Source organism: Pseudodesulfovibrio alkaliphilus (assembly GCF_009729555.1).
Lineage (GTDB): Bacteria > Desulfobacterota > Desulfovibrionia > Desulfovibrionales > Desulfovibrionaceae > Pseudodesulfovibrio > Pseudodesulfovibrio alkaliphilus.
Genome location: NZ_WODC01000008.1, coordinates 1 through 13,113, shown reverse-complemented (window position 1 = coordinate 13,113; position 13,113 = coordinate 1). Strand labels below are relative to the sequence as shown.

Sequence of the window (13,113 nt, the reverse complement as noted above, 5' to 3'; positions counted from 1 at the left end):
CTCTGCTCACACGGGTGTTATCAATTCGCGAATGAGCGGACCCGGCGCAGAAGGCTCGAGCCCAAGGCGCACGGCATCAAGCACTGCGGCCCGAGCAGCCCGGCCCGAAGCGCCGCCGCCCTCCTCGTCGGAAGCGCAATGGAGAACGGCCAGTACGTCTCCGACCCGGACCTCGGTACCGACACGGGCGATGGAAGTCAGGCCCACCGTATGGTCCACCCCCTGCCCCACCCTGGTCCGCCCGCCGCCCAGAGCCACCACCGCCATGCCCAGGGCTCGGGTATCCCATGCAGCGAGAAATCCCTCTGTCTGTGCCCGCACAGGCCATGTGGACCGCGCCGCAGGCAGATAGGCATCAAAATGCTCCACAAAATCAGGCGGACCTCCCAGCTCCGTCACCATGCGCAAGAACCGTTCCGCGGCCGCCCCGCTATCAAGCGTCTGCTCGAGCATGGCCCGCGCCCCGTCCTCGTCGGCAGCCAAACCACCCAAAATGAGCAGACGCATGCCAAGGGCCAGGACGACCTGATGCAGTCTCGGGTCCCGCTTGGTGCCGGTCAGGTAGCGCACGGCCTCACGCACCTCCAACGCATTGCCCGCGCACGGGGCCAGCGGCTCATCCATGCAAGTTATCAGAGCTGCCGTGGGCAGTCCGGCCCCAGCAGCCACGCTGACGATGCTCTCGGCCAACTGGCGGGCCTGATCACTGGTGACCATGAACGCCCCGCTGCCGGTCTTGATGTCCATGACCAGCCCGTCGAGCCCGGCGGCCAGCTTTTTGGAGAGAATGGATGCGGTGATGAGGGGAATGGATTCCACGGTGGCCGTGACATCGCGGACCGCGTAGAACATCCTGTCTGCCGGAGCCAGGTCGTCGGTTTGTCCAATGATGGCCACCCCGGCCCGGCGCACGGCCCGCCGGAATTCATCGCGCCCGGGCATGGTCCGGTAGCCGGGGATCGACTCGAGCTTGTCCAGGGTGCCGCCGGTATGCCCCAGGCCGCGCCCGGAGATCATGGGCACATAAGCCCCGCAGGCCGCAACCATGGGACCAAGGGCCAGGCTGACCAGATCGCCCACTCCACCACTGGAATGCTTGTCCAGCACCGGGCCGTCCAAATCCCATTCCAACACCGCCCCGGAGTGGGCCATGGCGCTAGTCAGGGCCGCGCATTCCTTGCTGCCCATGCCCTGAAAATAGATGGCCATGCCCAAGGCGGCAACCTGAGCCTCGCCAATGGAACCGTCCACCATGCCCGCCACAAAGCCACGCAGGTCTTCCTCGCGAAGCGCCATGCCGTCACGCTTGGCCCGGATCATCTCCTGGGGCAGCACGGTCACTCCGCGCCGGACACCGGCAGTTCAAAGGAGTCCGGCAACAGTTCGTCCATTGTCCAGGCCACTATCTCGCCCGTGCCGCAGGCCGAGTACACCGGAGTATGGGGCAGCAGGAATTCGCTGAGCACCTGACGGCAGGCCCCGCAGGGGGCATGGCAGACATCTCCCGGTACAAAGATCAACAACGCCGCGAAATCCCCCCGGCCGCGCCCTTCGGACACGGCCGCATACACCGCACATCGCTCGGCGCAGGCCGTCAGCCCGAAAGACGCGTTCTCCACGTTGCAGCCCACATAAACCTCGCCGTCCTCGGCCAGCAGCGCAGCTCCCACGGGAAAATTGCTGTAAGGAGCATAGGCGTTGCGCGAAGCAGTCCGCGCCGCGTCCTCAAGTATTCTCAGCGTGTCTCTGGCGATGGCTATCATGCCCCTTCTCCTGCCACAGAAAAGGGCCGGACGGCAATACCGTCCGGCCCGGATTGGTGAGGCAGTGTTCAGCCTGGAAGGCCGAATGCGCTATTGATGAGCGGGTTTGCGCTGGTCTTCCTTGAGCAGCTCATTGGCCACAGGCGGTTCGCCGTGGTGTGGACAGAGGATGGTCTCTCCCCCGCACTCCAGGGCGTGGTCGATAACCTCGTCCATGGTCTTGACCGGAATCACTTCGAGATCCTTGAGGATATCCTTGGGAACGTCCTTGAGGTTCTTCTCGTTTTCGGACGGGATAAGCACGGTCTGGATCAGCCCGCGATGGGCGGCCAGCAGCTTCTCGCGCAGCCCGCCGATGGGCAGCACTCGTCCGCGCAGGGTGATCTCGCCGGTCATGGCCAAGTCGTGACGCACCGGAATGTTCAGCAGCGCGGAGATCAGGGCCGTTGTCAAGGTGATGCCCGCACTGGGGCCGTCCTTGGGCGTGGCTCCGTCTGGCACATGGATATGGATGTCCACCCGCTTGTAGAAATCCGCCTTGAGGCCGAGCAGGTCGGAGCGCGCCCGAATGTAGGAGAGCGCCGCCCTGGCAGACTCCTGCATGACATCCCCGAGCTTGCCGGTGATCTCCACCTTGCCCTTGCCGGGCATGAGCGCCACCTCCACCAGCAGCATCTCGCCGCCCAGCTGGGTCCAGGCCAGACCGTTGCACACGCCCACCTGGGCCTCGCTTTCGCGCTCGCCGTAAGTGAACTTGGTCACGCCAAGAAACTTTTCCAATCCCTGCTTGGTAACGTGGATGGCCTTGTCGCGGTCTCCCTCCTCCACAACCTTCATGGCGGACTTGCGGCAGATGGCCGCGATCTCGCGCTCCAGGTTGCGTACGCCCGCCTCGCGGGTATAGTAGCGCACCACATCCAGGATGGCGTTGTCGGAGAACTTGATGTTCGCTTCCTTCAGGCCATGCTGCTTGAGCTGCTTCGGCACCAGGAATCCCTTGGCGATCTCCACCTTCTCGTTCTCCAGGTAGCCGGGCAGCCGGATAATCTCCATGCGGTCGCGCAGCGGCAGCGGAATGCCGTCGAGGTTGTTGGCAGTGGTGATGAAGAACACCTTGGACAGATCATAGTCCAGGTCCAGATAGTGGTCGTTGAAGGCGTAGTTCTGCTCCGGGTCGAGCACTTCAAGCAAGGCCGCCGAGGGATCGCCCCGGAAGTCGGCGCTCATCTTGTCCACTTCGTCCAGGCAGATGACCGGATTATTGTGTTTGACCCGCTTGAGGGACTGGATGATCTTGCCCGGCATGGCACCCACATAGGTACGCCGATGGCCGCGAATCTCGGCCTCGTCGCGAACGCCGCCCAGGGAAAGCCGCAGGAACTCGCGGTCCATGGATCGGGCGATGGATTTGGCAATGGAGGTCTTGCCCACGCCTGGAGGGCCGACAAAACAGAGAATCGGACCCTTCATGGATTCCACCAGGGACTGGACTGCCAGGTATTCGAGGATGCGCTCCTTGGGCTTTTCGAGGCCGAAATGGTCCTCGTCGAGGATTTTACGGGCCTGTTTGATGTCTACGCCCTTGTCGTCCTTGATATTGTCCCAGGGCAGGTCGAGAACCCAGTCCACATAATTACGGACCACGGTGTATTCCGCGCTGCTCGGCTGCATGGTGCGCAGCTTCTTGATCTCCTTGCGCACCCGCTCGCGGTTCTCTTCGGACATGGGCTTGGCCTCGAGTTGGCTTTCAAGCTCCTGCGCCTCGGCCTGGGGGTCGTCTTCACGCCCCATCTCCTTGTTGATGGCCTTGACCTGCTCGTTGAGGTAGTATTCGCGCTGGTTCTTCTCCATCTGCTCCTTGACGCGCCCCTTGACGCGCTTCTCGATGGAGACGATCTCGATTTCCCCAAGCAGCATCTCGTAGACGCGCTCGAGCCGACGGGTCGGGTCGAGTTCCTCAAGCACTTCCTGCTTGCGCCCAAAGTCGATTTTGAGGTGGGGCATCACCTGATCGGCGAGGGGTCCCGGCTCCTTGACGGTGGACATGGCCAGAATGGCCTCAGGCGCCACCTTCTTGTTGACCTTGCCAAACTCGTCCAAGGATTCGTGAACGGCCCGCACCAGGGCGCTGGCCTCGGCGTTTGCGGCATCCGGCTCCGCCAGCAGGCGCACCTGTGCGCTGGGGAATTCACCCTCCTGCTCCGCTGCCTGAGCCTTGACCGCGGGCTCCCAGGTGGCACGCGACACGCCCTCGAAAAGCACCTTGATGGTGCCATCGGGCAGACGCAGCATCTGCAATATCTTGCTGACTGTGCCGATGGCGTAAAGGTCGTCCGGCTCGGGGTGTTCCTTTTCCGGCGATTTCTGCGTGACAAGGAATATCTGCTTGCCAAAGTCGGACACCGCGGTCTCTATCGCCTTGATGGAGGCCTCGCGGCCCACGAACAATGGCACAATGGACCGTGGAAACATGACCACCTCCCGCAGGGACATCATGGGAAGGGTCATGGATTCAGGGGACTTCTTGCCGTCGAATCCGAAAGTCGGCATGGATTCCTCCGAGAGTTGCGATCGAAGCCGACGCCGCCGGGATGGCGGAAAGCGGCATGTGACGAAAGGGAAATAAGGCCCGGAGCGGGGTTGTCAACCAACCCCGCTCCGCTATCATGCGGACTTCACTTCCTGATGATAAAGCAGCAGCGGCTCCATGCCGTTATCGATCACGGCCTGGTTGATCACGCACTCGCGCACCCCCGAAAGGGAGGGCAGCTTGTACATGATGTCGAGCATGGTCCTCTCAAGCACGTTGCGCAGGCCGCGAGCGCCAGTCTTACGCTGGATGGCCTGTCGGGCGATGGCGATCAAGGCATTTTCAGTGAAGCGCAACTCCACCTTGTCCAGCTCGAAAAGCTTGCTGTACTGCTTGATCAAAGCATTCTTAGGTTCCTTGAGGATGCGCACGAGATCTTCCTCGGTCAGATCCTGCAGAGCGGTCTGAATGGGAATGCGCCCCACGAACTCGGGGATAAGGCCAAACTTGATCAGATCCATGGGCTCGGCCAGCCCCATAAGCTCGCCAAGATCCATTTCCTTCTTGGCCTCCACCTTGGCCCCGAAGCCCATGCCCGAACCCTGCTTGCGCTGCTGGACTATCTTGTCCAGGCCGATGAACGCGCCCCCGAGGATGAACAGGATGTTCGAGGTGTCCATGCGGATGAATTCCTGCTGCGGATGCTTGCGGCCGCCCTTGGGCGGAATGTTGGCCTCTGTACCCTCAATGATCTTGAGCAAAGCCTGCTGCACACCCTCGCCCGACACATCGCGAGTGATGGACGGGCTGTCTCCCTTACGGGCCACCTTGTCGATCTCGTCGATGTAGATAATACCCCGGCTGGCGGCATCAATGTCGTAGTCAGCGTTTTGCAGGAGCTGGACAAGGATGTTCTCCACGTCCTCGCCCACATAGCCCGCTTCGGTCAGGGTGGTGGCGTCGGCGATGGCAAAAGGCACCTTGAGCACCCGGGCCAGGGTCTGGGCCAGGAGCGTCTTGCCCGAGCCGGTGGGGCCGATGAGCAGGATGTTGCTCTTGTCGATCTCCACCTCGTCCGGCCCCGCGCTGGCGGCAGCGTAGAAGACGCGTTTGTAGTGATTGTGCACGGCCACGGACAGGATCTTCTTGGCCTGCTCCTGGCCGATGACATATTCGTCGAGCAGCGCCTTGATTTCCTGAGGCGGCAGCAAACGGCCGTCCTCGAACTCCTCGCTGATGGTCTCCTGAGCCATGATGTCGTTGCACAGGCTGACGCACTCGTCGCATATGTACACGTCCGGCCCGGCTATGAGCCGCTGCACGTCAACCTGGGTCTTGCCGCAGAACGAACAGCTCAGATCGGATGATTTCTTGATATCGGCCATGGGAACCTACCCCTTGCGTTTTTCTTCCGCATCCGCACGGGAGCGCATGACCTTGTCGATGAGGCCGTACGTCACGGCATCCTCAGACGACATGAAGTAGTCTCGCTCCGTGTCTTCGCGAATCTTTTCAAGTTTTTGCCCGGTATGCTGGGTCAGGATTTCGTTGAGTTCATCACGCAGCCGCAGGATCTCCTTGGCGTGGATGTGGATGTCCGAGGCCTGCCCCTGGGCGCCGCCCATGGGCTGATGGATCATGATGCGGCTGTGAGGCAGCGCATAGCGCATTCCCGGCTCGCCCGCGCACAGGAGCAGGGCCCCCATGCTTGCGGCCTGCCCCAGGCACAGGGTGGCCACCGGAGCCGAAATATACTGCATGGTGTCATAAATGGCCATGCCTGCGGACACCACACCTCCCGGTGAGTTGATATACATGTATATCTCTTTCTCCGGGTCCTCGGACTCGAGAAAGAGCAACTGGGCGCAGATCAGACTGGCCACATGATCGTCGATGGCGCTGCCAAGCAGGATTATGCGGTCCTTGAGCAGCCGGGAATAAATGTCGTAAGCGCGCTCGGTGCGTCCGGTCGTTTCAATGACCATCGGAATGGCGACCATATCCGTCTCCTTGGGAGCATTTTGTAGTTTATCGGCCGTCGGAGCCAGGAACCTTACGTGCCAGCACGGAAAGCATGGGCAAAGCGGGCTCCGACTCTTTTCCGGTTCGTTTAGTATGCGGCAAATCGCCTTGAACGACAAGGGGAAAGTTCCCGCCAGGCCTATCTCAGCTCTTAAGGGAGATAGGCATGAACCGGCCCGGGTCAAGGGGCGTCCGACACGAAAGCGGCGACCCGGATGACCGGGCCGCCGCAGGTATCGGCAGTCCTGAAGGCTAGTTCTCTTCTTTCTTGGCCGGGGCCTTCTTGGCCGGGGCCTTTTTGGCCGGAGCCTTCTTTACCGAGGCTTCGTCGGCGTCCGCGTCCTTCTTGGCTGCGGCCTTCTTGGCCGGGGCTTTTTTGGCAGGCTTTTCTTCGGCCTGAGAAGCTGCAGGCGGATCGATCTCCGTGACTTCGGCCGCGTCGTAGATCAATTCGGAAGCCTTGTCGCACAGCAGGCGGTCCTTGAGAGGGACGATGAGATTGTTGTCCTCGTAATATTTCTTCAACTCATGCAGAGGTTGACGGGTCTGCATGGCCAACTGGGTCAGGGTGGACTCGATCTCCTCGGAGGAAATGTCAAGGCCCTCCTCAGCGGCCACGGCCAGCAGGAATATCTCGGTCTTGACGGTCCGCTCGGCCTCGTCCTTAAACTCGTCACGGATCTGCTGCGGGGTCTTGCCAAGGGACTGCAGGCCCTTGCCCTGACGGTCGAGCCGGTATTCCAGATCCTGCACCAGCCTATCGATGCGATCCTCGACCATGGACGGCGGCAGCGGAAAGTCGCTGATTCCCTCAATAATGGTGGCCAACAACTGGCTCTGGGCAGCGGACTTGTGCATCTGCTTGCGCTGGGAGAGATAGGATTCACGGATACCGCTACGCATGGTCTCGACATCCTTGAACCCGGCCTTTCTGGCCACGTCGTCGCTCATCTCCGGGGTGATGCGCTCCTTGACTGCATGCAGCCTGGCCTTCATGGTCACGCTCTGCCCGGCCAGATTCGCGTTGATGAAATCCTCGGGAAAGGTGATGTCCGTCTCGCCGGATTCGCCGGAGGTCAACGTCTTGAGAAGGTCCTCGAACTCTGGCAGCGCCTGCTTCTGTCCCAGGACCATGTCGAAATTCTCGGCCTTGATGCCCTCGACGATTTCGCCGTCGCGATAGGCGCCGAAGCTTACGGAGACGACTTCGCCATCCTTGGGCGGACGCACATCCTCAATAACCTTGACCTCGGCGTTGTTCTCCAGGATGCGCTTCTCCACCTCAAGAATCTCGGCATCGTCCACCGTGGCCCTGACCTCGTCGACCTTGAGGCCCTTGTACTCGGGCAGATCAAGCTTGGGCGCGACCTCAAAGGCAATGGTATAGCTAAAAGCCTCGTCGCGGACCAATTCCTTTGCATCCACATCGATACGCGACATGGGCTGCATGGACAAACCGCTCAGGATTTCATTGATCTGATAGTTGATCAGGTCGGTGGTGGCCTCGCCGTACACTTGCTTGCGGTATTTGGCCTCCACCACCGAGGACGGCACCTTTCCCTTGCGGAAGCCCTTGACATCCGCCTGCATGCGGTACATGGCGATCGTGGCCGTCAGGGCGGCGTTGACCTCTTCGACGGGCACTTCGACCATGATCTTCCGTTTGACCGGGGAGATTTCTTCCACCTTGTATTCCATCGCGACGTATCCTCCTGGAGCGCCCGACGGGCGCATTGTATTGCATGACGTGGTGCGGGCGGAGGGACTCGAACCCCCAAACCGTAAGGTACCAGATCCTAAATCTGGCGCGTTTACCAGTTCCGCCACGCCCGCGAAAAGAACGTGCTTATTAAGCAAGCATTGCGGAATATGTCAACCATCGTCACCTTGCGCGGCGGAGCGAAAGGCGGTTCAATCGTCCTCATCCGTCCCCATACGCTCGATAATCCTGCACAACGCGGCCTCAAGGGAAGGAATGTCCTTGGCCAGCAGCCGGACAACCGGCTCACCGGCAAAGCCCCCCGGGTCGGCCACCGCCTGCACCGAAGCCGGGTCAGCGTGGGCACGCATCGCTTCAAAAGCCGCCCAGCTCTCGAAGCGGCCGTCATCCTCGCCCACATACCCGGGTTTGTGCTCCCTGTTCATCCATGCCACCGGAACGTCAAAACGCTCCAGCGTCGCCCGGAGCCGGGGAGGCAAGGCCAGAGTCATGACGCAACCCGTTTCGGGTCGCAGTCGGCTACAGGCGAGCAACGTGGCTGCGGTTCGCGCCGAAGCGCCGAAGGCGGGGCAACCCGCCACCACCAGATCGCCCCGCCGCGAGCGGACAATGCCGCAGGAAAAAGCGGCCACTTCGGAATCGTCGTCGGCATGAGGCAGCGCCACGGCCACATTGGCTCCAGTCCGGGGCACCAGGGGCGCAAGGCCCGGCATGAGCACAAGCCGACGCCCCAACCTTTCGAGCCCGCCCAGTATCTCAGCCCGGGCGCACTCCTTGAGCCAGGGAGCCAGATGGTTGGGGGGCCCCCCACCCTGGCCAAGAGGGTATCCAGAGCGCAGAGCCAGATTGAGATACTTCTGCGCCCGCAAAATGGCCGTATCCATGGCTAGGCCCTGCCCCACCCCGGTGGCGATGGCGGCAGACAGGGTGCAGCCGGTGCCGTGAGTGCAGCCAGTGTCCACACGCTGCTGCATGAAGGGCATTGGCTCGGCCCCGGCGGCCACATACCAGTCTGTCACGGCCAGGGAGTCGGCATGCCCTCCCTTGATCAGCACTGCCTTCGGCCCCATCCCCAGCAGGAGTCGCGCCGCCCGGAACACGTCGTCGCGGCTGCGAATGGTCATTCCGGTTAACAACTCGGCTTCGGGCCTGTTGGGCGTGACCAGATCGGCCAGGGGAAAGATCAGATCCATCAACGCCTCCACGCCCTCGTCCTTGAGCAGCTTGGCCCCGGAGGTGGAGACGCAGACAGGGTCAACCACCAGCGGGAACCTCCGCTCAGCCAGAATGGGCGCGATGGCCTTGATGATGGGGCCGGAAAAAAGCATGCCGGTCTTGGCCGCGTCAATACGGATATCGTCAAGCACCGTCGTCAGCTGTAGGGCCACAAACTTGGCCGATGGAGCCTGGATTCCTGTCACGGCCCGAGTGTTCTGGGCCGTTAGCGCAGTGATAACGCTGGCACCGTATCCGCCGAGCATGGCGATGGTCTTGAGGTCGGCCTGGATTCCGGCCCCACCTCCGGAATCGGACCCGGCTATGGTCAGGATGGAAGGAGGTCTGGTCATCGTGCCCATCCACAAGGACATAGCGCCCCGAATAAAATGCCGAAACGATGCGAAAAGGGGTATCGACGCGGGAGCGCTCCCGGAGAGCGGCGGGGTTTACCCACAGGAAAGCTTGACGTAATCCTCAAGAGAGACACCGTTCCAGGCTTTGCTGACCCAGAAGGCGGTGGCCCAGATCATGAGCGCCGTGGCCTGGAGATCCGTAAGACGCCTCAACTTGACCTCAAGGTTGCTCTTGCTCGAACCATGCTGAATGTGGACCTTGTGCTCCTCGCACGCTTCCTCCACCCGCAGGAGCAGATAAGCCTGCTTGGACTGGTTAGGTAAAAGCTTCACCTCGCGGTGGGATTCGAGTATGGTCTTGAGCTCTGCGACGGAAAAATCGCTTGAAACATTCCTGATGGACTTGAAGAACACATCCACCGCCCACGGCAGGATGAACTCGGCCCCGGCGCTCTTGGTCTTGAAATAATCCTTGAGCCATTTTTCCTGATCATGAGTAATTCTAGCAGCGACCTGGGGCATACCTCTCCTCCATCGATCCGGCGAACCTTCCACCTGTGGCACCTTTAGCAGTTGCTATATATGCGAAACAAGCAAAGGAATCAAGATTTTTTCTAGAGTTGTCACGAGGGAAAAAAATCAGCCGTTGAACACTGCCCTGAGCTGGCGAAAAAGCGTCAACAGGAGCGCATCGGGAGCGTCATTGCCGTCGATATTCAACCGCGTGACCTCAGTGACAATGTTGCCACTGGGGGTCACGGTCCTGCGAGAGACCAACACGATGTTCTGCTCTCGCCTACGGGGCCTGTCCTCGGTACGAACAACCAGAACCCAATGACCGTCCTGACGACGCCAGGAAATCTCGACATCCATGGATTCGGACATCTTCCGCTCAATGAGCCGAACAAAATCCTGAAGAGAAAAAGGCCTTCCACCCTTCCCCTGAACCCCCAGATATTCGCCTTCGGAGCATATGACCAACGGACCGGACAAAAATTCCGCCGGGGGGAAATCAATCCCACCACCGGAGGCACGGGACGCCATGCGACGGCGCAGCTCGGCGATCTCCTTCTCGAGAGCCGACACCTTGGTGGAATACTCCCGCTCCACCTCGCGACGCTCCCTGCGCAAAGTATCCACCTCGTCCCGCAAAGAGCGAATCTCGCTACGAAACAGAGACTGGTTCTCCAGCGCATCAGCGATCTTGTCAAGAACGCCTCCTGCCTCCGGGCGACAGGAACCATGAACACCACATCCCGAGACGGCAGAACGGCCAACGCGCTGATCAACATACTGATCAGAACATTGATCAAAACAAGAATCTCCAAGCAAATCACCAAACCTTAAAACCAACTCCCGCTCAATTTGATCAACTGAACAATTGTCCGCAAACATTTCACGTATCCTCCTGAATACTTCCACAACAGCCGCCGGATACCGACGACGCCGCCCCTCGCCTCCCACAGACGGAATAAAGCGTTGAAACTTATCCTTATAATAAACAATAGTGGATGGAGGAACATCCAGCAAGCGCCCCACTTCGCGCAGACTGACATACGGCTTACTCATTTTTGACACACACTGCTGTTTACTGATAGTCAACTGATCAATAAACAAGAAACTCCCGCCTGTCAATGCCATTTTGATCAACACTGACCAATAAACAACAAAAAAAAGCGCACCGACCTGGTCGGTGCGCCCAAAACGATAGCTGATCAGTGCTATTTTTCCAGCCCGGCCCTGACGCCCTGCAGTTCCTTGAGAATCAACTGCATGGCCGCACGCTGGGATTCGGAATCAAGGGTCTCCCCCAGATAGGCGGCTTTCATAGCCATCTCGTTGACCATATCGTGAGCTATCATGCGCTTGATGTGCACGGGGACATCCGCCTGCATCTGGATCATGCGCTGATCAAGGCTGGAAACCTCATCGCGAAGCGAGCCAAGATTTTTCACCTCATCAGAGAGTCCGGCAATGTTCCGGTTCATGCCGAAAAAAAAGATCACAAGCAACAATACGGCCAAAAGCGACACTATCATCGCCACCTTGCTCATGTCATTATGCGCCTCAACCGAACCGGCGCAGACCTCCTCGTCAACGACGGGCGTCTCATCTGCATTCACTCTTTCCAACTTGTGTACCTTGCCGTTCTCTAGTCCCATGAGCTTCTCCATTGGAATATGATGTCAAGCTGCTCAAGCCTACGCAGCAGTTTGAAAGCCCCAAACCAAAGCAACTGAAGCCCACGACAGGCGTCGCTTCGCAACGGTCCGGGCGCGTCGGAAAGGAGGTTCCTCGCTCACGGCTACATACGTCAGGTGCGCCACCATGGCAAGCGATGCGGTTATAAGACGAAACAGGAAACGCCACTGGCCATATGGAATGCAGTGACGAACAGGATTACACCATTCCTTTTTGAAATCAATGTTGACAAACACAATGCGAATCGTGCTATAGGTTAAAAGGCGGTTGATGATCCAGCGCTCGGAGTTGGTCATCTTTAAGTAAAGCATGCACGGCACATGTTGTTGCCTTCGCTGCCATTGAAGCGACTAAAATGGTATGCCGGCACTCGCAAATGAACCACAGTAAAGGAGTCGAAACGATGGACGACCATTTGAAAGAAGCACTGGAGATCGTCAAGGCACAGGCAAGCGTCAGGACCATGACCGAGGAAGAGATCACGTCCATGGTTCAAAAGCTTGCGGCAGGCATCAAGGCCATTGCCGAGGACGGGAGCATCGAGATCGAACAGGATGCATCCCTGGACCCCAAGAAGGCAATCCGCGAAAAAACGATCCTCTGTTGTGTTTGCGGAAAGCCATTCAAAATTCTCACAAAAAAGCATCTCGCAAGCCACGACCTCACTCCCGAGGAGTATCGAGAAAAGTTCGGCTACAAGAAAAAGCTCCCTTTGGTTTGCAAATCCCTGCAACGGGAACGACGCAAAAAGATGAAAGAAATGAAGCTCTGGACCAAACGGGGCAAGTAACCACCGCCGCATCCGCTGAAGCCCGGCCCAAGCCGGGCTTCTCCTTTTTCACCGCATGAGCACACCTTCCATAATCTGGTCCACTACCCGGTCAATACGTTCCCACCCTTGATCAGAATGCAAATCAACACCGCCAAGGGTACTGTAAAACCTGGACCTTACAGCAAGAAAGTTCATAGCTCCGGCCATGACAATGACCAGAGCCACGAGATCCACATCTTCAGGCGGATCCGCCCCCATCCACTCAAAGAATTCAAGTGCACTCCTGGCCCGCACATCCTCCAATGGCCTGGTCAGCTCATTGCGTTCAACGCCCTCCCAGGCCAATATCTCCAGGGTATGTGGCCGACGCAAAATGGCCCGCACATATCGCTTGAAAAACTGACCCAGTCATGACCCCCGGCAAAGCCGGGGGCTTGAGTTTGTGAGCCGCTCAAAGCGGCTTTAAGAACCGCCTAAAGGCGGAATTTCAATTGTTCGATTCGCTTGTCTTCCTGCTCTTGTTTGCGGATGTA

12 protein-coding genes and 1 tRNA gene are annotated in these 13,113 nt (G+C 59.3%); 1 reads left to right on the top strand and 12 read right to left on the bottom strand.

The features are described 5' to 3' along the window. Nucleotides 1-6: 6 nt before the first annotated feature. From deoA to GKC30_RS11700, 12 genes are all read right to left on the bottom strand, one after another. Nucleotides 7-1,341, bottom strand: a complete 1,335-nt coding sequence (gene deoA, locus GKC30_RS11755) for a thymidine phosphorylase (protein WP_367614113.1) — start codon at nucleotides 1,339-1,341, stop codon at nucleotides 7-9. Continuing rightward, nucleotides 1,338-1,763 carry a cytidine deaminase gene (cdd, locus tag GKC30_RS11750; protein ID WP_155934929.1) on the bottom strand — a complete coding sequence of 142 codons (426 nt, stop codon included), beginning with the start codon at nucleotides 1,761-1,763 and terminating at the stop codon, nucleotides 1,338-1,340. The genes deoA and cdd overlap by 4 nt, the downstream gene beginning before the upstream one ends. A 90-nt stretch (nucleotides 1,764-1,853) precedes the next feature. After that, nucleotides 1,854-4,313: an endopeptidase La gene (gene lon / locus GKC30_RS11745; RefSeq protein ID WP_155934928.1), complete on the bottom strand. Its 2,460-nt coding sequence runs from the start codon at nucleotides 4,311-4,313 to the stop codon at nucleotides 1,854-1,856. 114 nt (nucleotides 4,314-4,427) lie between these two features. Continuing rightward, entirely contained in the window at nucleotides 4,428-5,678 is a 1,251-nt protein-coding gene (clpX, locus tag GKC30_RS11740; RefSeq protein ID WP_155934927.1) for an ATP-dependent Clp protease ATP-binding subunit ClpX, read from the bottom strand. A 6-nt stretch (nucleotides 5,679-5,684) separates the two neighbouring features. Beyond that, nucleotides 5,685-6,341, bottom strand: a complete 657-nt coding sequence (gene clpP / locus GKC30_RS11735) for an ATP-dependent Clp endopeptidase proteolytic subunit ClpP (RefSeq protein WP_269203846.1) — start codon at nucleotides 6,339-6,341, stop codon at nucleotides 5,685-5,687. A 226-nt stretch (nucleotides 6,342-6,567) separates the two neighbouring features. Then, on the bottom strand, nucleotides 6,568-8,013 hold the full coding sequence (gene tig, locus GKC30_RS11730) for a trigger factor (RefSeq protein ID WP_155934925.1): 1,446 nt from the start codon (nucleotides 8,011-8,013) through the stop codon (nucleotides 6,568-6,570). A gap of 50 nt (nucleotides 8,014-8,063) precedes the next feature. Continuing rightward, nucleotides 8,064-8,148 (bottom strand) — tRNA-Leu (locus GKC30_RS11725). 78 nt (nucleotides 8,149-8,226) lie between these two features. Then, on the bottom strand, nucleotides 8,227-9,603 hold the full coding sequence (gene thiD / locus GKC30_RS11720) for a bifunctional hydroxymethylpyrimidine kinase/phosphomethylpyrimidine kinase (RefSeq protein ID WP_155934924.1): 1,377 nt from the start codon (nucleotides 9,601-9,603) through the stop codon (nucleotides 8,227-8,229). 96 nt (nucleotides 9,604-9,699) lie between these two features. Then, a complete protein-coding gene (locus GKC30_RS11715; RefSeq protein ID WP_155934923.1) occupies nucleotides 9,700-10,128 on the bottom strand; it encodes a hypothetical protein in 429 nt (142 codons plus the stop codon). A 117-nt stretch (nucleotides 10,129-10,245) separates the two neighbouring features. Next, nucleotides 10,246-11,223: a MerR family transcriptional regulator gene (locus tag GKC30_RS11710; protein ID WP_231117148.1), complete on the bottom strand. Its 978-nt coding sequence runs from the start codon at nucleotides 11,221-11,223 to the stop codon at nucleotides 10,246-10,248. Between the two features lie 104 nt (nucleotides 11,224-11,327). Continuing rightward, nucleotides 11,328-11,768 carry a hypothetical protein gene (locus GKC30_RS11705; protein WP_155935221.1) on the bottom strand — a complete coding sequence of 147 codons (441 nt, stop codon included), beginning with the start codon at nucleotides 11,766-11,768 and terminating at the stop codon, nucleotides 11,328-11,330. A gap of 39 nt (nucleotides 11,769-11,807) precedes the next feature. Then, nucleotides 11,808-12,119, bottom strand: coding sequence for a hypothetical protein (locus GKC30_RS11700; RefSeq protein WP_196772867.1), 312 nt, complete (start codon nucleotides 12,117-12,119; stop codon nucleotides 11,808-11,810). A gap of 92 nt (nucleotides 12,120-12,211) precedes the next feature. On the opposite strand from GKC30_RS11700, the gene GKC30_RS11695 reads away from it, so the two are divergent. Next, nucleotides 12,212-12,598, top strand: a complete 387-nt coding sequence (locus GKC30_RS11695; protein WP_155934921.1) for a Ros/MucR family transcriptional regulator — start codon at nucleotides 12,212-12,214, stop codon at nucleotides 12,596-12,598. Nucleotides 12,599-13,113: the final 515 nt, after the last annotated feature.